The organism is Scandinavium manionii (assembly GCF_024764775.1).
GTDB classification, from domain to species: Bacteria; Pseudomonadota; Gammaproteobacteria; order Enterobacterales; family Enterobacteriaceae; genus Scandinavium; species Scandinavium manionii.
Genome location: NZ_JALIGC010000038.1, coordinates 434,067 through 459,940 on the forward strand (window position 1 = coordinate 434,067; position 25,874 = coordinate 459,940).

The following is a 25,874-nucleotide window of genomic DNA, read 5'->3' on the forward strand; positions in this document are numbered from 1 at the left end:
CGGTAAGGTGAGATAAACGGACATGATGTCAGGATAATAAGGCAAAACCAGATAAAAAATGTGACTTTTAGAGCGAAAGTGAAATTATCATCTAAGTAACAAGGATGTTACAGATGTAAACTCGAAAAGAGAGTGAGGGGAGATTTCAGGCTTTCGCCGCCGGAGAAACCCGACGGCGAGTATCAGTCACATCAGGCGCGATCTACCGTAAAAGCGATCACGTCGCCAATGTTTTGGGCACCCAGGGCCAGCATCACCAGGCGATCGACACCCAGTGCGACACCGGAGCTGTCCGGCAGTCCTGCATTGAGCGCGTCCAGCAGATTAACGTCAATCGGCTGCTGCGGCAGGCCGCGGGCAGCACGTTTACGGTTGTCCTGTTCAAAACGTTGCTGCTGTTCACGCGCGTCGGTCAGTTCGTGGAAACCATTCGCCAGCTCAATACCTTTGTAATACACCTCGAAACGTTCCGCCACGCGGTGATCTTCGGTGCTGATCTGCGCCAGTGACGCCTGGCTTGCCGGGAAATGATAGACGAAAGTTGGACGGTCTTTTCCAATATGCGGCTCAACGCCCATGGCGAACAGCAGCTGTAACAGCGTATCGCGGTCTTCTTCCGTGTCGGCAATGTTGCTGAGATCGAGTTTCGCCGCCACTTCACGCAGTTGCGCCTTATCCGCCGACAGCGGGTCAATTTCCAGATGACGCTGAAACGCCTGCTGATAGGAGAGGCTCTCAGCCGGCTGACATTCCAGTACCTGCTGCAATAAATCGTCCACTTCGTTGATCAGGCGGTACATGTCGTAATGCGGACGATACCACTCGAGCATGGTGAATTCTGGGTTGTGATGACGCCCCATCTCTTCATTACGAAAGCTTCGGCACAGCTGGAACACCGGGCCACATCCCGCCGCCAGCAGGCGCTTCATGTGATATTCCGGGCTGGTCATCATGTAAAGATTGATACCCTGAGAATGGCCAGGGCCGACGAAACGCGTCTCAAACGGGACCAGATGAATATCCGTCACCGTCGCCTGACTCATGCACGGCGTTTCCACCTCCAGCACACCGCGGTCGGTAAAGAAGCGGCGGATTTCCGCCATAATGGCCGCGCGTTTCAACAGATTGGGGATGGAGGCGCTCGGCTGCCAGGTGGCCGTTTCGCTCATGGTAAAACTCTCCGAAGACAAACAAAGGCCCGAAGTCTACTCGCAAGCGCTGCACGAGACAAATTTTGCCCGGCGAAAACGTCCGTTTACGGCGTAAATACGTTTCCGTGAGGTAATTCATCAATTTCGATGATAAATGGCTGAACAGAACAACAAAAAAATCGAACGCGTCAAATTTCCCTCGCAACCATATGGATATACTGAGCTACCCATAAAGGAGCAGTGGAATCACGTTCGCAATTGCCGTGCCGACGGAGTGAACTACCTTTGGTTAGGTGTGTTGCGAAATAACAACAATTCTGGAGGAATGTCGTGCAAACCTTTCATGCCGATCTGGCCGTTATAGGCGCTGGCGGGGCGGGATTACGGGCTGCAATTGCCGCAGCACAAGCCAATCCCAACGCAAAAATCGCACTGATTTCAAAAGTCTATCCTATGCGTAGCCATACCGTTGCCGCTGAAGGCGGTTCTGCGGCGGTCGCTCAGGATCATGACAGCTTTGAGTACCATTTCAACGATACCGTTTCCGGTGGCGATTGGCTCTGTGAGCAGGATGTCGTGGACTACTTTGTTCACCATTGCCCGACCGAGATGACCCAGCTTGAGCAATGGGGATGTCCGTGGAGCCGCCGTGAAGATGGTTCCGTTAACGTGCGTCGCTTCGGCGGAATGAAAATTGAGCGTACCTGGTTTGCCGCAGATAAAACCGGCTTCCATATGCTGCACACCCTCTTCCAGACTTCCCTGCAATTCCCTCAAATTCAACGTTTTGACGAACACTTCGTACTGGATATTCTGGTCGATGACGGTCAGGCGCGTGGCCTCGTGGCAATGAACATGATGGAAGGCGAACTGATCCAGATTCGCGCCAACGCGGTTGTCATGGCGACGGGTGGTGCGGGTCGCGTTTATCGCTACAACACCAACGGCGGTATTGTCACCGGTGACGGTATGGGCATGGCGCTGAGCCACGGCGTGCCGCTGCGTGATATGGAGTTCGTCCAGTATCACCCAACCGGCCTGCCAGGGTCCGGCATTCTGATGACGGAAGGCTGTCGCGGCGAAGGCGGTATTCTGGTCAACAAAGACGGCTACCGTTACCTGCAGGATTACGGCATGGGACCAGAAACGCCGCTCGGCGAGCCGAAAAATAAATACATGGAACTGGGCCCACGCGACAAAGTGTCACAGGCTTTCTGGCACGAATGGCGCAAAGGCAACACCATCTCCACGCCACGTGGGGACGTGGTTTACCTCGACCTGCGCCATCTCGGCGAGAAAAAACTGCTGGAACGCCTGCCGTTTATCTGCGAACTGGCCAAAGCCTATGTCGGCGTCGACCCGGTGAAAGAACCGATTCCGGTGCGTCCAACCGCGCATTACACCATGGGCGGAATTGAAACCGATCAGCAGTGCGAAAGCCGCATCAAGGGCCTTTTTGCCGTGGGTGAATGTTCTTCCGTCGGCCTGCACGGTGCAAACCGTCTGGGTTCTAACTCATTAGCAGAACTGGTTGTCTTTGGCCGTATGGCCGGTGAACGCGCGATGGAACGTGCTTCGACGGCAGGTGAAGCCAACAGCGCGGCGCTGGATGCACAGGTGGTAGATGTCGAAAAACGCCTGAAAGCGCTGGTTAATCAGGAAGGTAATGATAACTGGTCGAAGATCCGCGACGAAATGGGCCTGTCGATGGAAGAAGGTTGCGGTATCTACCGTACGCCAGAGCTGATGCAGAAAACCATCGATAAGCTGGCTGAGCTGCAGGAACGCTTCAAACGCGTGCGTATCACCGACACCTCGAGCGTGTTCAACACCGATTTACTGTACACCATCGAGTTGGGCCACGGCCTGAACGTTGCCGAATGTATGGCGCACTCCGCCCTGGCGCGTAAAGAGTCCCGTGGGGCGCATCAGCGTCTGGACGAAGGCTGCACCGAGCGTGATGACGTTAACTTCCTCAAGCATACCCTTGCTTTCCGCGATGCCGATGGCACTACGCGCCTCGAGTACAGCGACGTGAAGATTACCACGCTGCCGCCTGCGAAACGCGTTTACGGCGGAGAAGCGGAAGCTGCCGATAAGAAGGAGACGGCAAATGGCTGAGATGAAGAATTTGAAAATCGAGATCGTGCGCTACAACCCGGAATCAGACACGGCCCCGCACAGTGCGTTCTATGAAGTGCCTTACGACGAGCAAACGTCGTTGCTGGACGCGCTGGGCTATATCAAAGATAACCTTGCGCCAGACCTCAGCTATCGCTGGTCCTGCCGTATGGCTATCTGCGGTTCCTGCGGCATGATGGTTAACAAGGTGCCGAAACTCGCCTGTAAGACTTTCCTGCGCGAATACGAAAAGGGCCTGAAAGTCGAAGCGCTGGCCAACTTCCCGATTGAACGCGACTTGGTGGTCGATATGACCCACTTTATCGAAAGTCTGGAAGCCATTAAGCCGTACATCATCGGCAATCCGCGTACGCCGGATCAGGGGCCAAACACCCAAACCCCGGCGCAAATGGCGAAATACCATCAGTTCTCCGGCTGCATCAACTGCGGTCTGTGCTACGCCGCCTGCCCGCAGTTTGGTCTCAACAAAGAGTTTATTGGTCCGGCGGCCATTACGCTGGCGCATCGTTATAACGAAGACAGCCGCGACCACGGGAAAAAGGAGCGCATGGCGCAACTGAACGGCAAAAATGGCGTCTGGAGCTGCACCTTTGTCGGCTACTGCTCGGAAGTGTGTCCGAAGCACGTCGACCCGGCCGCCGCCATTCAGCAGGGCAAAGTGGAAAGCTCGAAAGACTTTCTTATCGCCACCCTGAAACCACGCTAAGGAGTGCATCATGACGACAAAACGCAAACCCTACGTGCAGCCGATGACCTCCACGTGGTGGAAGAAACTGCCTTTTTATCGCTTTTATATGATTCGCGAAGGAACCGCGATTCCAACAGTATGGTTCAGCATCGTGTTGATTTACGGACTGTTCGCACTGAAGCACGGCGCTGAATCCTGGGCCGGATACGTGGACTTTTTGCAAAACCCGATTGTGGTTATCCTCAATCTCATTACGCTGGCAGCCGCGTTACTGCATACCAAAACCTGGTTCGAATTAGCGCCAAAAGCCGCCAATGTGATTATCAAAGGCGAAAAGCTAGGGCCAGAGCCGGTCATTAAAGCGTTGTGGGGGGTGACGATTGTGGCCACCGTGGTGATCCTGTTTGTCGCACTGTTCTGGTAAGGAGACCAAGATGATTAATCCAAATCCAAAACGTTCAGACGAGCCCGTTTTCTGGGGCCTGTTTGGCGCAGGCGGAATGTGGGGGGCGATCATTGCGCCAGTGATGGTGCTGTTGGTCGGTGTTCTGCTGCCGCTCGGCCTGGCACCACATGACGCCTTCAGCTATGAACGCGTGCTGTCCTTTGCTCAAAGTTTTATTGGTCGCGCGTTCCTGTTCCTGATGATTGTTCTGCCACTGTGGTGTGGTTTGCACCGCATTCATCACGCCATGCATGATCTGAAAATTCATGTGCCGAATGGCAAATGGGTGTTCTACGGACTGGCGGCTATTTTGACCGTCATTACCCTCGTCGGTGTGATTTTCATTTAAAGCTGAGATGCCCGGCACATGCCGGGCATATTTCTTGTCCTGTCTCGTACTTTTCCCCCGCCCGGTTCTACACTTACAAGAAAACATGCAAGGACATTACCATGCGTCTGCTGTCCATCATTGCGACTGTTGCTGCTGCATTTTTGGTTGTTGCCTGTAGTAATCCTGTTCCCCCTCCCGGCGTGACCGTCGTCGCCCCTTTTGATGCCAATCGCTACCTTGGCACCTGGTATGAAATCGCCCGTCTGGACCACAATTTTGAAAAAGGACTGCAGAGGGTCACCGCCACTTATAGCTTGCGCAGTGATAACGGTATTAACGTGCTGAACAAAGGCTACAACCCGGATCGCGGGATGTGGCAAAAAGTCGACGGCGTGGCGTATTTTACTGGCTCATCAGAACGGGCCGCACTGAAGGTGTCCTTCATCGGCCCGTTCTATGGCAGTTATAACGTTATCGCGGTGGATAAAGAGTATCAGCACGCGCTGGTCTGTGGACCGGATCGGAATTATTTATGGATCCTCGCCCGCACGCCAACCATTTCCAATGAAATGAAGCAACAGATGCTGGATATCGCGACCCGACAGGGTTTCCCCGTTCAGAAATTGATTTGGGTGAATCAGACCTATTAATGCGCGCTGAGTTTCAGGCCTATGATGCCACAGACGATCAGCCCCAGGCTGAATATACGGGCGGCACTGGCGGATTCACCGAGCAGAAGGATACCGGTTATCGCCGCACCCACTGCACCGATACCGGTCCAGATAGCATAAGCCGTGCCGACTGGCAGGGTTTTCATTGCCCATGACAGCAAGGCGATGCTGGCGATCATCGCCGTTGCCGTAATGACGCTCGGCACAAGGCGCGTAAAACCGTGGGTATATTTCAGACCGACAGCCCAAACAACTTCCAGCAGACCTGCAACAACAAGAATTAACCAGGACATTTTTGACTCCAGATTGGGGCCGTCCCCGGTATTGTAGATACGCTTACAGGTCGTCCTGTAAGGTCTTTGAGAGTGCTTATTTTAACCCCTGTTTTCGGGGATGCAAGTAATTTGGCTTAAGGTAGTTTTCTGCGATGATTAAGTGAATTAGGCGCATTTCAATGCGGAGATCGCCTTTTTATGTTACCGATACTTTCATTATGATGGCCTTCTGTTCCCCTTGCATTCGCAAACTATGAAGCGCTTACCTGGCCTGTATGTATAAAATCCTGATTATTGATCGCTGTTGTTTCAGTCGTCTCGGACTGGAAACGTGGCTGCAAGCGGTCAATGGCGGTAAATCGCCGTTTCTGATTACCCATCTGAACAGTTTATTGTTGGCAAAAGCGCATGTAGAAAGCTGGCAACCGCATCTGGTTATCGCTGATTTCACCTGCTTTCAGCACGATCTTCAGCAGTCACATTTTCTGCCCGCCCTTCTGGCCGTTTGTGAACAACGCACGCGCCTAATTCGGCTGCAAAACGAGCCCTTTGTCTTTAAAAACGTGGGAGAAACGCTCGCTAAAAAAGCACCGCTGGAAACGCTCGGCCAGCGTATTTTGACAGTGCTGCGCAACGGTCCCGCAATTAATCCAGTGCGCATAGTCACGCCGCTCTTAACGCGTCAGGAAGAGAAAGTATTGTCGTTATGGATGGACGGTGCCAGCAATCAGACAATTGCCAAGGAAATGCAGATTACCGGCAAAACGGTTTACACCTACAAGCGCAACATTCGCATGAAACTGAAAGTCGAAAATCGATTTTCGCCGTTCATTCCCTCAACCGAATGTGCGGAATAACGGTACGGCATGAAAGCCGTACCGAACATCATTAGTTCTGGGCTTTGGTTGCTGCACCTGAAATAGCGTTACCGCCATCAGAAATATCCTCCCCCATCCCTTTCGTCGTATTACAGCCCGAAAGCACAGAAGAGAGCACCAGGAGAGTAAAAAACGCAGCAATGGTTTTCTTAAGCATAATGTCATCCTTTAATTGCCAGTTAATATTCATTATGTAGCAACATAAGCATAGACAAGATCGCCCATCATGGACGAAAACAGCGCAATTTTAAGACGATGTGAAGTGATTAGCTGGCAGCGTGCGAAATGGAGTTGCCCAGATGCTGGACGTCCTGGCCGAAGCCACGGAAGGTGTTGCAGCCCGATAGCAGCGTACCGGTGAACAGAAGTATAAAGAAGAGTTTGAGTAAACGGTTCATCATCCCTGCGCTCTAAGAAAAAGTCGGCACGACGAAAGCGGTGCCGACTTTTTTATAGCATGAATTACTTCACGCGAGAAACGTATTCGCCAGAGCGGGTGTCAATTTTGATGACTTCACCAATCTGCACGAACAGAGGAACTTTAACCACAGCGCCAGTCGTCAGCGTTGCTGGCTTGCCGCCGGTACCTGCGGTATCCCCTTTCAGGCCTGGATCGGTATCAACAATTTCCAGTTCAACGAAGTTCGGTGGAGTCACAGAGATTGGACGACCGTTCCACAGAGTCACGATGCACTCAGCCTGGTCCAGCAGCCATTTAGCGTTTTCGCCAACCGCTTTCTCGTCGGCAGCCAGCTGCTCGAAGGTTTCGTTGTTCATGAAGTGGTAGAACTCACCGTCGTTGTACAGGTAAGTCAGGTTCATATCGATAACGTCTGCGCCTTCTGCAGAGTCGGTCGATTTGAAGGTTTTCTCTACGCGAGTACCGGTCAGCAGGCGACGCAGCTTAACGCGTGCGAACGCCTGGCCTTTGCCTGGTTTTACGAATTCGCTGGATTCAACCGAATACGGTTCTCCATCCATCATGATTTTAAGACCGGCACGGAAATCGTTGCTAGAATAAGTCGCCATAAGGCCCTCTAAATTTGTTAACTGGTAGCTAAGCCACAAAATGGCGCATATTGTAACCCTAAACACCCCGTCCAGAGAAGATTGGTTATCGCAACTTGCCGATGTAATCACCGATCCTGACGAACTGTTACGTCTCTTAAATGTAGACGCTGATGAAAATTTGCTCGCTGGCCGTGAGGCAAAACGTCTATTCCCGCTGAGAGTCCCGCGGGCGTTTGTCGCACGCATGGAAAAAGGTAACCCCAACGACCCTTTGCTGCTTCAGGTTCTGACCTCACAGCAAGAGTTCGCCACGGCCCCCGGTTTCAGTACCGACCCGCTGGAAGAACAGCACAGCGTTGTACCGGGGCTGCTGCATAAGTACCGCAACCGCGCGCTGCTGCTGGTGAAAGGCGGCTGCGCCGTGAACTGTCGCTACTGCTTCCGTCGTCATTTCCCGTATGCCGACAACCAGGGAAACAAGCGGAACTGGCAGGTGGCGCTGGATTACATTGCCGCCCATCCTGAGCTCGACGAAATCATCTTTTCCGGCGGCGACCCGCTAATGGCGAAAGATCACGAGCTCACCTGGCTGCTGGATGCGCTCGAAGCCATTCCGCACCTCAAACGCCTGCGCATTCACAGCCGTTTGCCGATAGTCATTCCGGCACGCATCACCGAGGGTCTGGCGGAACGCTTCGCCCGTTCATCGCTGCAAATTCTGCTGGTGAATCACATCAACCACGCTCAGGAAATTGATGATGAATTCCGTCAGGCGATGCGAAAACTGAAATTAGCCGGGGTGACGCTGCTCAACCAGAGCGTGCTGCTCCGTGACGTGAACAATAACGCACGCACGCTGGCGGACCTCAGCAATGCCCTGTTTGACGCAGGCATCATGCCCTATTACCTGCACGTGCTGGATAAAGTACAGGGCGCCGCGCATTTCCTGGTAAGCGATGACGAAGCCCGCGCCATCATGCGTGAACTGCTGACGCTGGTGTCAGGCTACATGGTGCCCAAACTGGCCCGTGAAATTGGCGGTGAGCCAAGTAAAACGCCGCTCGACTTACAGCTACGCCAAAGCTAATCCAATTTTAGATCATACTTGCCTGCGCGGAGCCCTTCGCGCAGGCTGCAAGTCCGGAAACCGACTCTTCCCAACTCCCGACGAGTGCTATTTTAGCCCCCGAAAAAACAGGGAGAATAAGATGAGCTCAATCCTCACCGGCATTAATACCGGCGTCATTCGCCACGGCGAACAGTTTACGGCGCTGGCGCTGAAAATTAATCAACAACACGAACAGCACCTGCTGCTCATCCCGGCGTTACCACTGCGCGATCTTTTTATCTGTTTCGAATACCGGCTGCACCTGCAAAGCCTGCGCAATGTGAAAGAAAAAGCGGCATTCAAAAAACGGCAGGAAATCGCTACGGCGGCGATGCACAAAAATATTCCTTCTCTAACCCAAAGTGAATTACTGGAAGCGGGGCTCTATCAGCGCATCACTCAAATTGAGCCGAACAACAAACGCAAAAATGAACTGCAGCTCACGATTACGCTTCAGGGCGGAAACACGTTATCGCTGTTGATTGATGACGCACAAATCGCGTTGTTCGTCAGCGCTATATCCCACGCCATCAATAACGCGGGTATGCATACGCTGTCGTTGCGCCTGTCATCGCTGTTGGACTTTTTACCGCTGTACGATGCCACGATAAAAAATAACGGCGAGCTGGAATATGATTCTTATTCGCATCCGGCCTGGAAACTCGCGCTCTTTAGCGAAACGCTGGCGCTGGTGTACCACTCCACCGATGAACACGGAGAACAGCAGGCATACGGCACGGTGATTAAAACCCGGCTTCGCAGTGAGATGAAAGAAACGCAGGCCATTGCACAGCGGCTTTTGGCGTTTAGCCCACGGCTGAAAAAGTGCGAAGGGAAAAAGGGTCAGATTTCGGTCTTTACTTTGGCGTCAGGCACGGAACATGTTCTCCGCGAGCGCTGTTTACGCGCGTTACATGCGTTATGGCAGAAATCAGGGAAATCCACATAAGAAAACGCCCTCGAAGAGAGGGCGTCTTTACGGCGGGAAACAATCAGTTAGGGCACTTATAAACCTGGCCGATCATTTCGCTGTCCGTCGGAACAAAGCTGGAAAGCATGCCCTGGGTTGGACTGCTCACGCCATAAATAACGTTGCCGCCCAAGTCTGCCGCTTGATTACGCAGCGCATTCGCCGCGCCACGCATTGAACCACCCTCTTCACCATGCTGGCCAGAGAGCCAGTTGCTCTGCTTGCCTGTTGCGGTGCCGACCAGGTGGCATTCAGCGCCCGGCTTATCTTCAACAAAGCGAACATTTTGCCCGCCTGCGGTCAGTTCATTGCTGGAACTGCAGCCTGCCAATAATAAAGCGGCACCGACGATCCCTGCACAGACGTTTACGCGCATCTTATTCCTCGTTATAAATGGGCTGGACACAACTTGTCCGTGTGAACGTTATACTAAAAAGATGACCAAAAGAAAAACCCCTGCGACATTATCTGCCACAGGGGTTTATTTTTACACGTCATAATTCAATCCGCAGGTGCGTTGTCTGCACTCGCTCACCCCAGTCACTTACTTAATGTAAGCTCCTGGGGATCCTCGAGCTGGCCGCCTTCCTGCGACTCAAATTATTTAGTGTAAGATTTGGGGGGGACGAATTACATCATGCCGCCCATGCCACCCATACCGCCCATACCGCCAGCACCTAAGTCAGGCGCGTCGCCTTTAGGCAGGTCAGTCACCATACATTCGGTGGTGATCATCAGGCCAGCAACGGATGCTGCGTACTGCAGTGCAGAACGGGTGACTTTGGTTGGGTCCAGAATACCCATGTCGATCATGTTGCCGTATTCTTCGGTCGCCGCGTTGTAACCGTAGTTACCGTCGCCCGCTTTAACGATGTTAGCCACAACGGATGGTTCTTCGCCGCAGTTCAGCACGATCTGACGCAGTGGGGATTCCATCGCGCGCAGCGCAACTTTGATACCCACGTTCTGGTCTTCGTTCACGCCACGCAGTTCGCCCAGCTTGCTTGCAACACGGATCAGCGCAACGCCGCCGCCTGCAACCACACCTTCTTCTACCGCAGCACGGGTTGCGTGCAGGGCATCTTCAACGCGGGCTTTCTTCTCTTTCATTTCAACTTCAGTCGCAGCGCCTACTTTGATAACGGCAACGCCGCCAGCCAGTTTCGCTACACGTTCCTGCAGTTTTTCACGATCGTAGTCGGAAGTCGCTTCTTCGATCTGCTGACGAATCTGAGTCACACGACCCTGAATTGCAGCTTCTTCACCCACGCCATCGATGATGGTGGTGGTGTCTTTGTTGATAACAACGCGTTTCGCCTGACCCAGGTCTTCCAGAGTTGCTTTTTCCAGCTCCATACCGATCTCTTCAGAGATGACGGTACCGCCAGTCAGCGTTGCGATATCCTGCAGCATGGCTTTACGACGGTCGCCGAAGCCAGGCGCTTTAACCGCAGCTACTTTCACGATGCCACGCATGGTGTTAACCACCAGCGTCGCCAGCGCTTCGCCTTCAACATCTTCAGCAACGATTACCAGTGGCTTGCCTGCTTTCGCAACGGCTTCCAGAACTGGCAGCATTTCACGGATGTTGGAGATTTTTTTATCAGCAAGCAGGATGAACGGGCTTTCCAGTTCTACTGCGCCAGTTTCTGGCTTGTTGATGAAGTATGGTGACAGGTAGCCACGATCAAACTGCATACCTTCAACCACGTCCAGTTCGTCCTGCAGACCGGTACCGTCTTCAACGGTGATAACACCTTCTTTGCCCACTTTGTCCATCGCTTCAGCGATGAGTTTACCCACGGTTTCGTCGGAGTTAGCAGAGATAGTGCCGACCTGAGCAATGGCTTTAGAATCAGAGCATGGTACGGACAGGGTTTTCAGTTCTTCAACGGCCGCAGCGACAGCTTTGTCGATACCACGTTTCAGATCCATTGGGTTCATGCCCGCAGCAACGGCTTTCAGACCTTCGGTGATGATGGACTGAGCCAGTACGGTTGCGGTGGTGGTACCGTCGCCTGCAGCGTCGTTCGCTTTAGAGGCAACTTCTTTTACCATCTGTGCACCCATGTTTTCGAACTTGTCTTCCAGCTCGATTTCACGTGCTACAGAAACACCGTCTTTAGTGATGGTCGGTGCACCGAAAGATTTATCCAGAACCACGTTACGGCCTTTAGGGCCCAGGGTTACTTTCACTGCATCTGCCAGTACGTTCACGCCGCGCAGCATTTTCACACGGGCGTCGTTACCGAATTTTACGTCTTTAGCTGCCATTTTCTTTTCCCTTAAATTCGTTCAGGTTCGCGAGTGGATTACGCTTCAACAATTGCCAGAATGTCGCTTTCAGACATGATCAGCACTTCTTCGTTGTCGATCTTCTCGGACTTCACGCCGTAACCGTCGTTGAAAATAACGATGTCGCCGACTTTAACGTCCAGTGGCTGCACAGTACCGTTTTCCAGGATGCGGCCTTTACCGACAGCGATGATTTCGCCACGAGTTGATTTGCCTGCTGCTGAACCGGTCAGAACGATGCCGCCCGCAGATTTGGATTCAACTTCTTTACGTTTGACGATCACACGATCATGTAACGGACGAATACTCATTGATAGCTCTCCTTTGAGAAAGTCTTTATCACTTATGGATGGCGCCGGGACACAGTCGGTTTACCGGCTAGTGACCTGAGAGATGGGGATGGCTTGCTACCCCTTCAAGGGGAAAATCAAAAAAAAATTTTGAAATGGGCATTCGTCACAAAACGATTTAACGCGCTTCAGTGCTACGATGCGGGCTTTCCCGTAACAGGTTGAAGTGATGAGTGGTTTAAAACAAGAGCTCGGTCTGGCGCAAGGCGTGGGATTACTGTCCACTTCGCTGCTCGGCACTGGCGTTTTTGCCGTACCGGCGCTGGGTGCGCTGGTTGCCGGTGACACCAGCCTTTGGGCGTGGCCTGCGCTCATCCTGTTAGTCTTCCCGATTGCGATTGTCTTTGCCGTACTGGGCCGCCATTTCCCAAGCGCAGGCGGCGTGGCACACTTTGTCGGCATGGCGTTTGGCCCGCGACTGGAGCGCGTCACCGGTTGGCTGTTTTTGTTAGTGATTCCGGTTGGTTTACCGGCAGCGTTACATATTGCCACCGGTTTTGGCCAGGCGTTGTTTGGCTGGCATGATGAACAGCTGCTGCTGGCCGAACTCGGCACGCTGGGCATCATCTGGTGGGTCGGCTCGCGCGGCGCCAGTACCAGCGCCAATCTGCAAACGCTGGTCGCGGCCCTGATTGTCGCGCTCATCGCGGTGCTGTGGTGGGCAGGCAACATCACCTTTTCCGCCATCCCTTTCCCGCCGATAACCCGTGTCGACCACTCGCAGCTTTTCGCCGCGCTGTCGGTGATGTTCTGGTGCTTTGTCGGTCTCGAAGCCTTTGCGCATATGGCATCCGAATTCAAACAACCGGAACGCGATTTCCCGCGCGCGCTGATGATTGGCCTGCTGTTGGCGGGTGCCGTCTATTGGGCCTGCACGGTGCTGGTATTGCATTTCCACACGTTCGGCGCCGATAAAGCCGCAGCGGCCTCGTTGCCGAGTATTGTGGTCACGCTGTTTGGCGTTAAAGCCCTGTGGGTGGCGAGCGTGATCGGTTTTCTGGCATGCTTCGCCAGCCTGAATATTTACATCCAGAGCTTCGCCCGGCTGGTGTGGTCCCAGGCGCAATACCGGCCAAATAGCCGGCTGGCACAGCTTTCCCCGCGACGTATTCCGCTGAATGCCCTGAACATGGTCCTCGGCTGCTGCGTGTTGAGCACGCTGTGCATCTATGCGCTGAATATCAATCTGGAGGCGTTAATCATTTATGCCAACGGCATTTTCATCATGATTTATCTGCTGTGCATGCTGGCAGGGTGTCGTTTGCTGAAAGGGCGATTCAAAGTGCTGGCGGTGATTGGCGGGGTTCTGTGTTTGCTGCTGCTGGCGATGGTCGGCCTGAAAAGCCTGTATGCCATTATCATGCTGGCGGCGCTGTGGCTGTTTTTGCCCAAGCGCGGGGCGGTGGTTACACCCTAAAAAAGCCCGGGGCGTTGTGCTTCCGGGCTCATCTCATTAGCGGTCGTCTTTGTTTTCCAGTCGGTCGCGTTCGTCATCCTTACGCTGATATTCCCCGTCAAAGGTCTCTCCGCCGCCACTGCCTGCGTTAAAGCCACCGCCCGGCGTGCGGGCAAAGCGCAGATGCGGCATCAGCTTGAGCGTCAGGTGTTTTTGCACCGGCGGTAACAGCAGCAGCATACCGAGGAAATCGGTAAAGAAGCCCGGCAGCACCAGCAGCAGGCCCGCGATGATCAGCGATACGCTTTTGATCATTTCCGCCGCAGGGCTTTCACCCGCCTGCATCTTCTGCTGCATCAGCATAAAGTTTTTAAAGCCCTGGTTACGCACCAAAGACATCCCGATGACCGAAGTGAAAATCACCAGAATCAGGGTCATCAATACACCGAACACATGCGCGACCTGAATGAATATCGAGATCTCGATGTAGACATATAAAAAAACGGCAATTAAAGGTATCCAGCGCACTGGTTTCTCCTGTTGAGCAACAGCCGCTTCCGGCGGCTGTTTGAATGAGTTTGCGATTCGCGTGTTCAGGAGATGGAGGCAAAAACCGCATTTTCAATCGGCGGTGGCACTCTTTTTCACCCTGACGTTATTGCGGTGATTCATTTCACAGATTAATAAATCTGATATGGATCGGCGCATAATAAGTGATCCAGATTACGGCAATTCGCTATCATCAGCATATGATCATGGGTACCGGGCCGATTAAGGAAATAATCGTCGGCTAAAAAACACACATGACCCCACTCATCCTGTGTGTAGGGTGAAATCATTAGCAGCTTAATCAAGAAGGTTCACATGTTAAACAACATTCGTATCGAAGAAGACTTGTTGGGCACCAGGGAAGTTCCAGCGGACGCTTATTACGGTGTCCACACTCTGAGAGCGATTGAAAATTTCTACATCAGCAACAACAAAATCAGCGACATCCCGGAATTTGTTCGCGGGATGGTGATGGTGAAGAAAGCCGCCGCGCTGGCGAACAAAGAGCTACACACCATTCCTAAAGGTGTTGCCGACGCCATTGTTGCCGCCTGTGATGAAGTGCTGAACAACGGCAAATGCATGGATCAATTCCCGGTTGACGTCTATCAGGGCGGCGCGGGCACCTCCGTGAACATGAATACCAACGAAGTGCTGGCCAACATCGGCCTTGAGCTGATGGGACATCAGAAAGGGGAATATCAGTTCCTGAACCCTAACGATCACGTCAACAAGTGCCAGTCCACGAACGACGCCTATCCGACCGGTTTCCGCATCGCTGTGTATGCCTCCATCGTCAAACTGATGGACGCCATTAACCAACTGGGTGATGGCTTCCAGCGTAAATCCGTTGAATTCCAGGATATTCTGAAGATGGGTCGCACCCAGCTGCAGGATGCGGTTCCGATGACGCTCGGCCAGGAATTCCACGCATTTAACGTGCTGCTGAACGAAGAAACGAAAAACCTGCTGCGCACGGCTGAACTGCTGCTGGAAGTGAACCTCGGCGCAACCGCCATCGGTACGCGCCTGAATACGCCAGATGGCTATCAGCAGCTGGCGGTACAGAAGCTGGCCGAAGTTGCCAACATGCCGGTAGTGCCTGCAGAAGACCTGATTGAAGCCACCTCCGACTGCGGCGCATACGTGATGGTGCACAGTGCCCTGAAACGTCTGGCGGTGAAAATGTCTAAAATCTGTAATGACCTGCGCCTGCTGTCCTCTGGCCCGCGCGCTGGCCTGAACGAAATCAATCTGCCAGAACTGCAGGCGGGCTCGTCCATCATGCCAGCAAAAGTGAACCCGGTGGTGCCAGAAGTCGTGAACCAGGTGTGCTTCAAAGTCATTGGCAACGACACCACTGTTACCATGGCGTCTGAAGCGGGCCAGCTGCAGCTGAACGTGATGGAACCTGTGATTGGCCAGGCAATGTTTGAGTCCATCCACATTCTGACCAACGCCTGCTACAACCTGCTGGAAAAATGCATCAACGGCATTACCGCCAACAAAGCCGTGTGCGAGAGCTACGTCTACAACTCCATCGGGATTGTTACCTATCTCAACCCGTTCATCGGCCACCACAACGGCGATATCGTCGGTAAAATCTGTGCTGAAACCGGGAAGAGCGTACGCGAAGTGGTACTGGAGCGCGGCCTGCTTACCGAAGCGGAGCTGGACGATATCTTCTCGCCACAGAACCTGATGCACCCGGCCTACAAAGCCAGGCGCTTTACAGATGAAAGCGAACAGTAATAATTCTGGTTAAAATCATACAAGGCACGTCAGGGGTGACGTGCCTTTTTTCATTTCTGGAACATCAAAAAAATAACATTTACGTATCCAACATCTAACAATCAAGGAAGCGGCCATGATAGTCATCGAACTTATCATTGTATTAGCGGCGATATTTATCGGCGCCAGACTAGGGGGAATTGGCATCGGTTATGCGGGTGGCCTGGGCGTTCTCGTTCTCGCGGCGATCGGCGTGAAGCCGGGACACATCCCGTTTGACGTTATCTCCATCATCATGGCGGTGATTGCTGCTATCTCAGCGATGCAGATTGCCGGTGGTCTGGACTATCTCGTGAATCAAACCGAGAAACTGCTGCGCAGAAATCCAAAATACATCACCATTCTCGCGCCGATCGTCACCTACTTCCTGACCATTTTTGCCGGTACCGGCAACATCTCGCTGGCCACGCTGCCGGTTATCGCCGAAGTGGCGAAAGAACAAGGTGTTAAACCTTGCCGCCCGCTGTCCACAGCCGTTGTTGCCGCGCAGATTGCGATTACCGCCTCACCCATTTCCGCAGCCGTGGTGTACATGTCGTCGGTGCTGGAAGTCCACGGTATCAGCTACATTCACCTGCTTTCCGTGGTTATCCCTTCCACGTTGATGGCGGTACTACTGATGTCTTTCCTCGTCACCATGCTGTTTAACTCTAAACTGTCCGACGACCCGGTATACCTCAAGCGCCTGGAAGAGGGCCTGGTGGAACTGCGCGGCGAACGTCAGATGGAGATCAAACCCCGGGCGAAACTGTCGGTACTGATGTTCCTGCTCGGCGTGGTTTGCGTGGTGGTTTATGCCATCGTCAACAGCCCAAGCCTTGGCCTGGTAGCCGCCCCGCTGATGAACACCACCAACGCCATCCTGATTATCATGCTGAGCGTCGCGACGCTGACCACCATTCTGTGCCGCGTTGAAACCGACAGCATTCTCAGTTCCAGCACCTTTAAAGCCGGGATGAGCGCCTGTATCTGTATTTTGGGCGTAGCGTGGCTCGGCGACACCTTCGTGTCCGCCAATATTGACTGGATCAAAGAGACGGCGGGCAGCGTGATTCAGGGCCATCCGTGGCTGCTGGCAGTGATTTTCTTCTTCGCATCGGCGCTGCTTTATTCTCAGGCTGCGACCGCCAAAGCACTGATGCCAATGGCGCTGGCGTTGAATGTCTCTCCGCTGACCGCCGTCGCCTCGTTTGCCGCCGTGTCGGGCCTGTTTATCCTGCCGACCTACCCGACGCTGGTTGCCGCCGTGCAGATGGATGACACCGGCACCACGCGCATTGGCCGCTTCGTGTTTAACCATCCGTTCTTTATCCCTGGCACCATGGGCGTGATTTTCTCCGTATGCTTCGGTTTCCTGCTCGGCAGTTTCATTCTCTGACCCTCACCAGGTGTAAAAATGCTTAAAGTCAGGCCGCTCGCGGCCTGACTCCTTCATCCCCCCGCCCCGCATCGTGCTATAGTGCCTTTTTTCGCCGATACGAGGTTGACGATGACCCTGCCCACCGCAGTTGTTGTGCTCTGTACCGCCCCGGATGAAGCTACGGCCCAGGACCTGGCCGCCAAAGTGCTGGCTGAAAAGCTCGCAGCATGTGTCACGCTCATGCCCAATGCCACGTCGCTCTACTACTGGGAAGGCAAGCTCGAACAGGAGTACGAAGTGCAGATGCTGCTGAAATCAGACACGGCGCATCAGCAGGAACTCCTGGACTGCCTGAAGTCACATCACCCGTATCAAACGCCAGAATTGCTGGTTTTACCCGTGTCCCACGGAGACAACGCTTACCTCTCATGGCTCAACGATTCATTACGCTGATCCTGCTGCTGTGCAGCACATCGGCCTTTGCCGGGTTATTTGACGCTCCCGGCCGCTCCAATTTCATTCCTGCTGATCAGGCATTTGCGTTTGATTTCCAGCAGAACGCCCACGACCTAAATCTGAGCTGGCAGATAAAAGACGGCTATTATCTGTATCGAAAACAGGTGAGCATCACGCCAGCCCAGGCCTCCGTCGACCCGCTACAGCTGCCCAAGGGCGAATGGCATGAAGATGAGTTCTTTGGCAAAAGTGAAATCTACCGCCATCAGCTCACGCTTCCGGTCACTATCAACCAGGCCAGTAAAGGCGCGACGTTAACGGTCACCTATCAGGGCTGCGCCGAAGCTGGATTCTGTTATCCACCTGAAACTAAAGTGGTGCCTCTGAGTGAGGTTATCGCCCCGGCCAAGGCTACGTCTGAATCAGTGACCCCGCCTGCAGCGCAGGTGAATCCCCCCGCCAGCGAGCCGCCCTCTACATTGCCGTTCTCGGCACTGTGGGCGCTGTTGATTGGCATTGGTATCGCCTTTACGCCCTGCGTGTTGCCGATGTATCCGCTGATTTCCGGTATCGTGCTTGGCGGACAACAGCGTCTGTCCACGGGCCGCGCGTTGTTGCTGGCGTTTATCTATGTACAGGGCATGGCGCTGACCTATACCGCACTGGGCCTGGTAGTTGCGGCTGCCGGGCTGAAGTTTCAGGCTGCGCTCCAGCATCCTTACGTGCTGATTGGCCTGTCAGCGGTGTTTATTCTGCTGGCGTTGTCGATGTTCGGCCTGTTCAGTCTGCAGCTCCCCTCTTCGCTGCAAACGCGCCTGACGCTGATGAGTAATCGCCAACAGGGCGGCTCTGCGGGCGGCGTATTTGCGATGGGTGCCATCGCCGGGCTGATTTGTTCCCCCTGCACTACTGCGCCACTGAGCGCCATTCTGCTGTACATCGCCCAAAGCGGAAATCTGTGGTTGGGCGGCGGCACGCTGTACCTGTACGCATTGGGAATGGGATTACCGCTGATTCTGGTCACCGTCTTTGGCAACCGGCTGCTACCGAAAAGTGGGCCGTGGATGGCGCAGGTTAAAATCGCCTTTGGCTTCGTGATCCTCGCACTGCCCGTGTTCCTGCTCGAACGTATTATTGGCGACACATGGGGACTTCGACTGTGGTCGATACTTGGTGTTGCCTTCTTCAGCTGGGCGTTTATCGCCAGCCTGACGACGAGCAAACCGTGGATGCGAGTGATACAAATCATACTGCTGGCCGCGGCGCTGGTCAGTGCGCGCCCGCTCCAGGATTGGGCATTTGGCGCAGTGCCAACGCAACAGCAGGCGCATTTAAACTTCACGCGTATCGCTAACGTGGATGAACTGAATCAGGCGCTGGCGCAGGCTAACGGCAAACCGGTTATGCTAGACCTGTACGCCGACTGGTGCGTTGCCTGCAAAGAGTTCGAGAAATACACCTTTAGCGATCCGCAGGTTCAGCAGGCGCTGAAAAACAGCGTTTTACTGCAGGCCGACGTGACGCGCAACACAGCGCAAGATGCGGAGCTGCTGAAACAGTTGCAAGTTCCGGGTCTGCCGACCATTCTGTTTTTTGATTCCGCAGGTAAAGAGATCCCAGCCATGCGGGTTGCCGGATTTATGGATGCCGCCGCGTTTCAGGCGCATTTGCAGAATCTGGTCCGGTAAACGACACTTTTAAAGGGATAAACGGAGGATAAAGCCGTGCAACGCGAAGACGTATTGGGGAAAGCCCTGCAATTGCTTGAGATTAAAGGGATTGCCGACACAACGCTGGAAATGGTGGCCAAAGAGGTGAACCTCCCGCTTGATGATCTGCAACGTTTCTGGCCCGACAAAGAAGCGCTGTTGTATGACGTGCTGCGCTATCTCAGCCAGCAGGTGGATATCTGGCGCCGACAGTTAATGCTCAATGAGGAGCTCAGCAGCGAGCAAAAGCTGCTGGCCCGCTACAGCGCATTGACGGAGTGTGTCAGCAATAACCGCTATCCCGGCTGCCTGTTCATCGCGGCGTGTACATTTTATCCGGATCCCGAGCACCCCATTCATCAGCTTGCGGATCTGCAAAAACGTGCTGCCTACGAATTCAGCCATGAGCTACTGACGAAGCTGGAAGTCGATGATCCTGCAATGGTGGCGCAGCAAATGGAACTGGTGCTTGAAGGGTGCCTGAGCCGTTTACTGGTAAAACGCAGCCAACAGGATGTCGATACCGCGCAGCGACTGGCCGAAGATATTTTACGCTTTGCCCAGTGCCGTTCGGGTGGCGCACTGACCTGATGCGTGTCGTTCACGTCAATCGTAGATAATTTGCGCAAGCTGCCGCAATGTTAAGCAAACGCACCAGATTTCCGTGATTTGGGTTGACGGACAACGCTGATTAAGGTTTAATGCGCCCCGTTGCCCGGATAGCTCAGTCGGTAGAGCAGGGGATTGAAAATCCCCGTGTCCTTGGTTCGATTCCGAGTCCGGGCACCACTATTCTAAAGAACCCGCCTATGGCGGGTTTTTGCTTTTCTGCGTATCAATATTTCGTGACATCCCTCTCTAAACAATAAAATGCACTCCCTCGACACCATTCAATCATGAACAGAAACCGTCCTGATTAAGGTGGTTGCAGGCTTTTCCATGAACATTTCATCCAAATTGAGCCCATTCAGGTAGCAATTGAACAAACAATAATTGTCTAAACAGTGTACTATTGACGCTGTACGCGTCGATAAATTAACCACCGGATACCGGAAGGCTGCACTATGACCGTTGAGAACTACCTGAAACGACTTCGAAATGTGAACGAAGAGCAGATGCTCGAAAAAATTGTTGCCCGCATTGAAAACAGTATTGAACCGGAATATATGGCTGCATTCCAGAAAGCCGCCGATAAGCGCCGGGCAGAACTGTGTGATTATCAGTTCAGCCTGAACGACGACTTTGGTGAATTGAAAGCCCCTCGCAAGTATTAAGTCCTGCGTTCTTTATTCCGCTGCATTTTCTCCGGGCGAATCACCGGGGTTACCCTACACTTACAAAGGTGAGTTATTAGGGAAACCCGTTCTGTTCGTGTGATTCACAAGAGATAATGCTATGGAATTAAAGGATTATTACGCCATTATGGGCGTGAAGCCGACGGACGATCTCAAGACCATTAAGACCGCATATCGTCGTCTTGCCCGCAAGTACCATCCTGATGTCAGTAAAGAACCCGATGCCGAAGCCCGCTTTAAAGACATTGCGCAGGCTTGGGAAGTGCTGAGCGACGAACAGCGTCGCACTGAATATGACACCCTCTGGCAACACCGCAACGACCCGCCGTTCCGTCAGCAGGCACAGTCTGATTCGCAACAACAAACCTACAGCCAGGAAGAGTTCGACGATATCTTTTCCTCCATTTTTGGCCAGCACGCGCAGCAATCGCGTCAGCAACATTCTGCCCGTGGCCATGACGTCGAAATTGAAGTCGCCGTTTTCCTCGAAGAAACGCTCGAAGCCCACACCCGCCCTATCAACTACACGCTGCCGCTTTACAACGTTTTCGGGATGGTTGAGAAAGAAATCCCCAAATCACTCAACGTTAAAATCCCGGCCGGCGTTGGTGACGGGCAGCGCATTCGTCTGAAAGGCCAGGGCACGCCGGGCGAGAACGGTGGGCCTGCGGGAGATCTGTGGCTCATCATCCGCATCGCGCCACATCCGCTGTTTGATATCGTCGGACATCATCTGGAAATTGTGCTGCCGCTCGCCCCATGGGAAGCCGCGCTGGGGGCAAAAGTGAAGGTCCCGACGCTGAAAGAGCCGATTTTACTGACCATTCCGGCGGGCTGTCAGGCCGGGCAACGACTGCGAATCAAAGGCAAAGGCCTGGTGAATAAGCAGCACACCGGCGATCTGTTTGCGGTGATTAAAATCGTCATGCCACCGAAAACAGATGAGAAAACCAGCGCCCTGTGGCAGCAGTTAGCTGAGGCACAAACCACCTTCAATCCTCGCCAACAGTGGGGTAAAAATCATGGCTAATGTCACTTTCACCCTGACCGTCACCGAATTTTGTCTGCATACCGGCGTCTCCGAAGAGGAGCTGGATGAGATAGTCGGCCTGGGCGTCATCCAGCCCGACGAAAGCCCCGATGCGCACTGGCTGTTTGACGATCGTGCCGTCACCATCGTCCATCGCGCGCTACGTCTTCGGCGTGAACTGGCGCTCGACTGGCCTGGTATCGCCGTCACGCTGACCCTGCTCGATGAAAACGAGCGCCTGAGACTGGAAAACAGGCTGCTGCTTCAGCGGCTACAACGCTTTATCAACTAGCCCCAGACATCGACGGGTGTAATCATTTGACACAAAGCCAGCCTGCGGGCTGGCCCTTTCGATTACCCTTCTTAGCCAGCGCCTCTTATAATGTCTGCATGCGTTCTTTACCGACATTATTTCCCCATGACAACATCCGTTCTTAAACGCGACTGGCGAATTCCCACCGCTGCTATCCTCGTCGCGGTGATACTGGCCTTTACCTTTCAGCTCCACACCCATTGGGCTGCCTTCCTGCAATGGTGCCTCGCGACGCAAATCACGCTGCATCGCTATCTGGTGATGTACCTGCTGCAGCTCAATAACCATCAGTACACCGGTGGACTGTGGCTGTTAGCCGGGGCGTTTCTTTACGGGGTGCTGCACGCCATCGGGCCGGGTCATGGCAAATTTATTGTCACGACCTATCTCAGTACGCATCAGGAAAGTCAGCTGGCCTCACGGGTAGTGCCTTTCCTCGGTAGCCTGATGCAGGGCATCAGCGCCATAGTGTTCGTCTTTGTGCTCGCCGTCGGGATGAATCTGGCGTCGGGCGATCTCAGTGAAAGCCGCTGGTACATTGAGAAAATCAGTGCGGTGCTGATAGGCAGCTTCGGCATGTTTGTGATTTGGCAGACCCTGAAAAGCCTGCAGCCGAAAACCTTCAGCATTCGTCGCATTAAACCCCTGTCCAATGACGGACATGACCATGGCGCCGACTGCGGCTGCGGGCATCACGGCGTGGGGGCCGATATCACCCATGCCGACTGGAAAACCCGCGCAGGCATTGTGATTGCCATCGGGGCGCGGCCGTGCAGCGGGGCGATCATGATTTTACTGTTCTCCAACGCCCTCGGTATCGTCAGTTGGGGAATTGCGGCGGTAATGTCGATGGCGCTCGGCACCGCGCTCTCCATTCTCGGGTTATCGCTGGCGGTACGTTACGCACGCGAGCGGACGGTGGCGTGGTTTGGTGAAGGTTCCGAACAGATGCGCTGGCTGGTCCCGACGGTGAAAATCATCGGCGGAGTGCTGATTATTCTGTTCGCGGTAGTGCTGTTCCTGACCGTGATTCCGATCAGCGCAAACGGCGACTATATCGCCGCCGGTTGCTGAGTTCGCCTTAAGGAACCTGAATAACCTCCTCAGATTCACGGTGCGTATGGACCTCCTGCGCACTTAACCACAGCGGCTTGCGACCAAAGGTTTGATACAGGCTCAGCTGATCGTTGTAGTGTTTCGCAGGCGTGCCGTCCGGAGCGATGAAACCGCTCTGGCCGGGCGCAACGACATCCCACGCCAGCACGCTGTCCGGTTTTTCCTTCGGCGAGAAGACAATCATGTCATTCTCCGTGCCCCGATTTTGATACTCAGCCTGATGGCGCGCCTCTTTCGGCAACGCCTGTGGCACGCCAAAGAAGTTATTCGCGCGGAAGGTTAAATGCATAGCCGGGGTTTGCCATTGGGTGATGTCGGTGCCGTAGCGCTGCGACAGCGTCTGCCAGCTTTCCCCTAACGCGGCCAGAATCACCTGCTGCGAAGGCTTGCCGCCGAACAGATCCACCGCCTGCGGCACCGGGCTTTTCGACCCTTGCAGAGCTTCGTACAGAATTTTCGCCCCCACGCTAATGTTCAGCGAGCCGGTCGGGCCGTCCTGAGTCGTCTCATAACCACTGGCGGTGTACCAGCTGTTGAATGGCGCCGGCACGGCGGCGGCAACCGTCTGTTTTAACATGCTGGTCAGCCAGACATTGAGGATTTCAGACCCCGGCTGAGCCCAGGTTTTTCCATCGCTGTTCAGCGCATTCTGGCCGTCCCAGGCCGCTAACGTATTCACCAGCAACAGGCGTGGATCGTTGGCCGGAAGCCCTTTCACCGCGGTCTGCATTGCCGGTAAGAACAGGCGTAAATTCAGATCCTGACGACTGGTATGGCGAATGATGTCCCAGGCCTGCTCGCGGGTTAAGGTCAGCTGTTTGTCGATCAGACGTTTAATCTCATCCACCCGGTCTGCGCCGCCCCACAGAAACGCGAACAAATCGGAGGCGATATAACCCTCTTGCGGCGAGTTGTTCCAGTTGGCGATGTATCCTGACGCCGGGTTATACACCTGCGGATTGTTGCTGAACGGCAAAATCCCTTTCCAGTCCCACTGCCCGGTTCCGGGAACCGGCAGACGCGGATCGTGCTGCGGCTGACGTTGTGGGTAAGCGCCGGAATGAACATACCCGATATTGCCCTGCATATCGGCGTAGTACCAGTTGATAGTCAGCGCCTGCTGCGCGGCCTGCTGTTTCCACTCCGTCCAATCCCTGGCCTGCATCTGGTGCGTCCACGCCAGTAACGAAGCCACCTCTTTTCCGTCCCAGGCCCGCGCTTTCGCATAGGCGGTGTGCGTCGTATTGTCGGTTTTGATAACGTTGCCATGAAGGGTTCGCCAAACCGTAAAGTCGACAGGCGGCTCCCCTTTCACCGCAATCGTTTCATCCCGGCGCTGCATTTTCTGCCACTGGCCGTTGTGGAAATATTCGCCAGGACGCGCGGCATCAAGCTTCTCAGCGAAGATATCGACATCGTCGCCGAAGCCCGCAGTGGCGCCCCAGGAAATATGGCCGTTATGGCCAAACACCAGACCCGGATAGGCGAAAGGCGTGTTGCCGGTGACGTCATAGCCCGCACCGTGCAGGCCGATGCCGTAAGTGTATGCCGGGGCATACCAGCCAAACTGCGGGCCGTTAACCATTATCGCGTTGGCGTCCTTGGCTTTCGCTTTGCCGATCACCCACATGTTGCTGGTCGTAGGATATCCCGCCAGCCCGTTGGCTCCGCTGCGGGCAAACTGCGCCGCAACCGTCTCTCGGTTGTGCTGGGGTGATAACGCCAGCAGCGCGCCGTCGTCCCCTTTGGCCAGCCGCTCAAACATCGGTGCCGGGAGGTCATAACGCGGTAGCTGCATCGCGAGCTGCTTCGCCTCGGCGCTCAGTCGCAACGGATACTTCCCCTCTTTGGCGTCAATGGTGGTCGACGCCGCCGGGTTCACCAGCCATTTCAGCTGATTAAACACGCCCATACCTTTCTCGATGCCGTACTTATCCCGCAGCGCGGTCAGCAGCGCCAGGTTATCAATCTCGCTGGAGCTGTCAGAGAAACGGTTCGCCATAGTGCCGACAAACACCATCGCCACATCAAACGCGCGCCAGTGTTTAGGCATAAACCCCAGCTCGGTAAACTGCTGCGGCATTAGCGTCCCGGGCTGCGCATTGACCTTATCGATCCACGCATTCATCCCCTCAGCGTACCCTTCCAGAATGGCTTTCTCTTTCTCAGGCAGGGCATCAATCTGTGCCTGAATGGACGCGGGCCAGTAGTTGGTGCGAATGTCCTTATCGAAATCGAGATACTTTTTGCCCAACACTTCACTTACCGTTCCCTGCGTGCTGCGCCGGGCCATCTCCATCTGGAACAGCCGGTCTTGCGCCACCACGTAGCCGTAACCGTAGAACAGACGACGCGCGTCGTTGGCGTAGATGTGTGGCACGCCGTAGCCGTCGCGTACAATTTTGACTTCCGTTGCCGTTGTGGCAGCCAGGGCACAGGATCCGCTGACACTCAGCACAATCCCTGTAAAACAGTTCACTATTTTATGATTTTTATTATTCATTGAATCCTCTTGCAGATGAGTTAACGCGGTTTGATCCTGGC

The 25,874-nt window shown here is 54.2% G+C and carries 28 protein-coding genes and 1 tRNA gene; 19 read left to right on the forward strand and 10 right to left on the reverse strand.

The genetic code is table 11. The features are described 5' to 3' along the window. Nucleotides 1–191 precede the first annotated feature (191 nt). Nucleotides 192–1,169, reverse strand: a complete 978-nt coding sequence (epmA, locus tag MUU51_RS13915) for an elongation factor P--(R)-beta-lysine ligase (protein ID WP_159775013.1) — start codon at nt 1,167–1,169, stop codon at nt 192–194. A gap of 312 nt (nt 1,170–1,481) precedes the next feature. Between epmA and frdA the strand changes: the two genes are divergently transcribed. The 5 genes from frdA (at nt 1,482) to blc (ending at nt 5,407) form a co-directional block, all read left to right on the forward strand. Continuing rightward, a complete protein-coding gene (gene frdA / locus MUU51_RS13920; RefSeq protein WP_258967953.1) occupies nt 1,482–3,272 on the forward strand; it encodes a fumarate reductase (quinol) flavoprotein subunit in 1,791 nt (596 codons plus the stop codon). Then, nucleotides 3,265–3,999 (forward strand): succinate dehydrogenase/fumarate reductase iron-sulfur subunit, encoded by a 735-nt coding sequence (locus MUU51_RS13925; RefSeq protein ID WP_110510947.1) that lies wholly within the window; start codon nt 3,265–3,267, stop codon nt 3,997–3,999. The genes frdA and MUU51_RS13925 overlap by 8 nt, the downstream gene beginning before the upstream one ends. Nucleotides 4,000–4,009: 10 nt before the next feature. Beyond that, complete coding sequence (gene frdC / locus MUU51_RS13930; RefSeq protein WP_159775017.1) at nt 4,010–4,405, forward strand: fumarate reductase subunit FrdC; 396 nt, start codon at nt 4,010–4,012, stop codon at nt 4,403–4,405. 10 nt (nt 4,406–4,415) lie between these two features. After that, on the forward strand, nt 4,416–4,775 hold the full coding sequence (frdD, locus tag MUU51_RS13935; RefSeq protein WP_159759531.1) for a fumarate reductase subunit FrdD: 360 nt from the start codon (nt 4,416–4,418) through the stop codon (nt 4,773–4,775). A 101-nt stretch (nt 4,776–4,876) separates the two neighbouring features. Next, the gene (gene blc / locus MUU51_RS13940) at nt 4,877–5,407 is read left to right on the forward strand and encodes an outer membrane lipoprotein Blc (RefSeq protein WP_159775019.1); all 531 of its coding nucleotides are present in this window, start codon (nt 4,877–4,879) and stop codon (nt 5,405–5,407) included. On the opposite strand, the gene sugE is transcribed toward blc, so the two are convergent. Further along, entirely contained in the window at nt 5,404–5,721 is a 318-nt protein-coding gene (sugE, locus tag MUU51_RS13945) for a quaternary ammonium compound efflux SMR transporter SugE (RefSeq protein ID WP_110510950.1), read from the reverse strand. The two genes, blc and sugE, sit on opposite strands and share 4 nt — an antisense overlap. A 257-nt stretch (nt 5,722–5,978) precedes the next feature. Here sugE and MUU51_RS13950 point away from each other — a divergent pair, with 257 nt between their 5' ends. After that, complete coding sequence (locus tag MUU51_RS13950; protein WP_159775021.1) at nt 5,979–6,560, forward strand: LuxR C-terminal-related transcriptional regulator; 582 nt, start codon at nt 5,979–5,981, stop codon at nt 6,558–6,560. A 31-nt stretch (nt 6,561–6,591) separates the two neighbouring features. Here the strand turns inward: MUU51_RS13950 and ecnB are convergent, their stop codons facing one another. The 3 genes from ecnB to efp form a co-directional block, all read right to left on the reverse strand. Then, nucleotides 6,592–6,738: a lipoprotein toxin entericidin B gene (ecnB, locus tag MUU51_RS13955; protein WP_159775023.1), complete on the reverse strand. Its 147-nt coding sequence runs from the start codon at nt 6,736–6,738 to the stop codon at nt 6,592–6,594. A gap of 109 nt (nt 6,739–6,847) precedes the next feature. Beyond that, a complete protein-coding gene (locus MUU51_RS13960; RefSeq protein WP_373422901.1) occupies nt 6,848–6,979 on the reverse strand; it encodes an entericidin A/B family lipoprotein in 132 nt (43 codons plus the stop codon). A gap of 64 nt (nt 6,980–7,043) precedes the next feature. After that, on the reverse strand, nt 7,044–7,610 hold the full coding sequence (gene efp, locus MUU51_RS13965) for an elongation factor P (RefSeq protein ID WP_159775025.1): 567 nt from the start codon (nt 7,608–7,610) through the stop codon (nt 7,044–7,046). Between the two features lie 40 nt (nt 7,611–7,650). Here efp and epmB point away from each other — a divergent pair, with 40 nt between their 5' ends. Beyond that, the gene (gene epmB, locus MUU51_RS13970; RefSeq protein WP_258967954.1) at nt 7,651–8,679 is read left to right on the forward strand and encodes an EF-P beta-lysylation protein EpmB; all 1,029 of its coding nucleotides are present in this window, start codon (nt 7,651–7,653) and stop codon (nt 8,677–8,679) included. A gap of 121 nt (nt 8,680–8,800) precedes the next feature. Then, nucleotides 8,801–9,649 (forward strand): YjeJ family protein, encoded by an 849-nt coding sequence (gene yjeJ, locus MUU51_RS13975; protein ID WP_258967955.1) that lies wholly within the window; start codon nt 8,801–8,803, stop codon nt 9,647–9,649. Nucleotides 9,650–9,692: 43 nt separating this feature from the next. On the opposite strand, the gene MUU51_RS13980 is transcribed toward yjeJ, so the two are convergent. The 3 genes from MUU51_RS13980 to MUU51_RS13990 form a co-directional block, all read right to left on the reverse strand. After that, complete coding sequence (locus tag MUU51_RS13980; RefSeq protein ID WP_110510957.1) at nt 9,693–10,046, reverse strand: DUF4156 domain-containing protein; 354 nt, start codon at nt 10,044–10,046, stop codon at nt 9,693–9,695. A gap of 254 nt (nt 10,047–10,300) precedes the next feature. Beyond that, on the reverse strand, nt 10,301–11,944 hold the full coding sequence (gene groL / locus MUU51_RS13985) for a chaperonin GroEL (RefSeq protein ID WP_159775031.1): 1,644 nt from the start codon (nt 11,942–11,944) through the stop codon (nt 10,301–10,303). A gap of 38 nt (nt 11,945–11,982) precedes the next feature. Beyond that, the gene (locus tag MUU51_RS13990; protein WP_013367964.1) at nt 11,983–12,276 is read right to left on the reverse strand and encodes a co-chaperone GroES; all 294 of its coding nucleotides are present in this window, start codon (nt 12,274–12,276) and stop codon (nt 11,983–11,985) included. Nucleotides 12,277–12,484: 208 nt separating this feature from the next. Here MUU51_RS13990 and yjeH point away from each other — a divergent pair, with 208 nt between their 5' ends. Further along, nucleotides 12,485–13,732 (forward strand): L-methionine/branched-chain amino acid transporter, encoded by a 1,248-nt coding sequence (yjeH, locus tag MUU51_RS13995; RefSeq protein WP_258967956.1) that lies wholly within the window; start codon nt 12,485–12,487, stop codon nt 13,730–13,732. A 36-nt stretch (nt 13,733–13,768) separates the two neighbouring features. Here yjeH and MUU51_RS14000 read toward each other — a convergent pair whose 3' ends face one another. Next, a complete protein-coding gene (locus tag MUU51_RS14000) occupies nt 13,769–14,239 on the reverse strand; it encodes an FxsA family protein (RefSeq protein WP_159775035.1) in 471 nt (156 codons plus the stop codon). 336 nt (nt 14,240–14,575) lie between these two features. Here MUU51_RS14000 and aspA point away from each other — a divergent pair, with 336 nt between their 5' ends. The 10 genes from aspA (at nt 14,576) to MUU51_RS14050 (ending at nt 23,288) form a co-directional block, all read left to right on the forward strand. After that, the gene (gene aspA / locus MUU51_RS14005) at nt 14,576–16,012 is read left to right on the forward strand and encodes an aspartate ammonia-lyase (protein ID WP_159775037.1); all 1,437 of its coding nucleotides are present in this window, start codon (nt 14,576–14,578) and stop codon (nt 16,010–16,012) included. Between the two features lie 115 nt (nt 16,013–16,127). Further along, the gene (locus MUU51_RS14010; protein ID WP_258967957.1) at nt 16,128–17,429 is read left to right on the forward strand and encodes an anaerobic C4-dicarboxylate transporter; all 1,302 of its coding nucleotides are present in this window, start codon (nt 16,128–16,130) and stop codon (nt 17,427–17,429) included. 111 nt (nt 17,430–17,540) lie between these two features. Further along, a complete protein-coding gene (cutA, locus tag MUU51_RS14015) occupies nt 17,541–17,864 on the forward strand; it encodes a divalent cation tolerance protein CutA (RefSeq protein WP_125351829.1) in 324 nt (107 codons plus the stop codon). Continuing rightward, nucleotides 17,840–19,555, forward strand: coding sequence for a protein-disulfide reductase DsbD (locus tag MUU51_RS14020; RefSeq protein WP_258967958.1), 1,716 nt, complete (start codon nt 17,840–17,842; stop codon nt 19,553–19,555). Before cutA ends, MUU51_RS14020 begins: the two co-directional genes overlap by 25 nt. Nucleotides 19,556–19,591: 36 nt before the next feature. Further along, entirely contained in the window at nt 19,592–20,167 is a 576-nt protein-coding gene (locus tag MUU51_RS14025; protein WP_159775043.1) for a transcriptional regulator, read from the forward strand. Between the two features lie 122 nt (nt 20,168–20,289). Beyond that, a tRNA-Phe gene (locus tag MUU51_RS14030) sits at nt 20,290–20,365 on the forward strand. A gap of 275 nt (nt 20,366–20,640) precedes the next feature. Further along, nucleotides 20,641–20,850: an HHA domain-containing protein gene (locus MUU51_RS14035; protein ID WP_110510966.1), complete on the forward strand. Its 210-nt coding sequence runs from the start codon at nt 20,641–20,643 to the stop codon at nt 20,848–20,850. Nucleotides 20,851–20,971: 121 nt separating this feature from the next. Further along, nucleotides 20,972–21,901, forward strand: coding sequence for a curved DNA-binding protein (gene cbpA / locus MUU51_RS14040; RefSeq protein ID WP_159775045.1), 930 nt, complete (start codon nt 20,972–20,974; stop codon nt 21,899–21,901). Beyond that, nucleotides 21,894–22,193, forward strand: a complete 300-nt coding sequence (cbpM, locus tag MUU51_RS14045) for a chaperone modulator CbpM (RefSeq protein WP_258967959.1) — start codon at nt 21,894–21,896, stop codon at nt 22,191–22,193. Before cbpA ends, cbpM begins: the two co-directional genes overlap by 8 nt. A gap of 126 nt (nt 22,194–22,319) precedes the next feature. Continuing rightward, a complete protein-coding gene (locus MUU51_RS14050) occupies nt 22,320–23,288 on the forward strand; it encodes a nickel/cobalt transporter (RefSeq protein ID WP_258967960.1) in 969 nt (322 codons plus the stop codon). 7 nt (nt 23,289–23,295) lie between these two features. On the opposite strand, the gene MUU51_RS14055 is transcribed toward MUU51_RS14050, so the two are convergent. Further along, on the reverse strand, nt 23,296–25,833 hold the full coding sequence (locus MUU51_RS14055) for a penicillin acylase family protein (RefSeq protein ID WP_258967961.1): 2,538 nt from the start codon (nt 25,831–25,833) through the stop codon (nt 23,296–23,298). Nucleotides 25,834–25,874: the final 41 nt, after the last annotated feature.

Coding starts and splice junctions, on each gene's coding strand:
- efp (WP_159775025.1), bottom strand. CDS start 7,610: ATGGCGACTTATTCTAGCAACGATTTCCGTGCCGGTCTTAAAATCATG.
- groL (WP_159775031.1), bottom strand. CDS start 11,944: ATGGCAGCTAAAGACGTAAAATTCGGTAACGACGCCCGTGTGAAAATG.
- MUU51_RS13925 (WP_110510947.1), top strand. CDS start 3,265: ATGGCTGAGATGAAGAATTTGAAAATCGAGATCGTGCGCTACAACCCG.
- epmA (WP_159775013.1), bottom strand. CDS start 1,169: ATGAGCGAAACGGCCACCTGGCAGCCGAGCGCCTCCATCCCCAATCTG.
- sugE (WP_110510950.1), bottom strand. CDS start 5,721: ATGTCCTGGTTAATTCTTGTTGTTGCAGGTCTGCTGGAAGTTGTTTGG.
- frdD (WP_159759531.1), top strand. CDS start 4,416: ATGATTAATCCAAATCCAAAACGTTCAGACGAGCCCGTTTTCTGGGGC.
- MUU51_RS14035 (WP_110510966.1), top strand. CDS start 20,641: ATGACCGTTGAGAACTACCTGAAACGACTTCGAAATGTGAACGAAGAG.
- MUU51_RS13960 (WP_373422901.1), bottom strand. CDS start 6,979: ATGAACCGTTTACTCAAACTCTTCTTTATACTTCTGTTCACCGGTACG.
- ecnB (WP_159775023.1), bottom strand. CDS start 6,738: ATGCTTAAGAAAACCATTGCTGCGTTTTTTACTCTCCTGGTGCTCTCT.
- MUU51_RS13980 (WP_110510957.1), bottom strand. CDS start 10,046: ATGCGCGTAAACGTCTGTGCAGGGATCGTCGGTGCCGCTTTATTATTG.
- MUU51_RS14020 (WP_258967958.1), top strand. CDS start 17,840: ATGGCTCAACGATTCATTACGCTGATCCTGCTGCTGTGCAGCACATCG.
- cbpM (WP_258967959.1), top strand. CDS start 21,894: ATGGCTAATGTCACTTTCACCCTGACCGTCACCGAATTTTGTCTGCAT.
- aspA (WP_159775037.1), top strand. CDS start 14,576: ATGTTAAACAACATTCGTATCGAAGAAGACTTGTTGGGCACCAGGGAA.
- MUU51_RS13950 (WP_159775021.1), top strand. CDS start 5,979: ATGTATAAAATCCTGATTATTGATCGCTGTTGTTTCAGTCGTCTCGGA.
- blc (WP_159775019.1), top strand. CDS start 4,877: ATGCGTCTGCTGTCCATCATTGCGACTGTTGCTGCTGCATTTTTGGTT.
- MUU51_RS13990 (WP_013367964.1), bottom strand. CDS start 12,276: ATGAGTATTCGTCCGTTACATGATCGTGTGATCGTCAAACGTAAAGAA.
- MUU51_RS14055 (WP_258967961.1), bottom strand. CDS start 25,833: ATGAATAATAAAAATCATAAAATAGTGAACTGTTTTACAGGGATTGTG.
- MUU51_RS14010 (WP_258967957.1), top strand. CDS start 16,128: ATGATAGTCATCGAACTTATCATTGTATTAGCGGCGATATTTATCGGC.
- epmB (WP_258967954.1), top strand. CDS start 7,651: ATGGCGCATATTGTAACCCTAAACACCCCGTCCAGAGAAGATTGGTTA.
- yjeJ (WP_258967955.1), top strand. CDS start 8,801: ATGAGCTCAATCCTCACCGGCATTAATACCGGCGTCATTCGCCACGGC.
- frdC (WP_159775017.1), top strand. CDS start 4,010: ATGACGACAAAACGCAAACCCTACGTGCAGCCGATGACCTCCACGTGG.
- cbpA (WP_159775045.1), top strand. CDS start 20,972: ATGGAATTAAAGGATTATTACGCCATTATGGGCGTGAAGCCGACGGAC.
- cutA (WP_125351829.1), top strand. CDS start 17,541: ATGACCCTGCCCACCGCAGTTGTTGTGCTCTGTACCGCCCCGGATGAA.
- yjeH (WP_258967956.1), top strand. CDS start 12,485: ATGAGTGGTTTAAAACAAGAGCTCGGTCTGGCGCAAGGCGTGGGATTA.
- MUU51_RS14050 (WP_258967960.1), top strand. CDS start 22,320: ATGACAACATCCGTTCTTAAACGCGACTGGCGAATTCCCACCGCTGCT.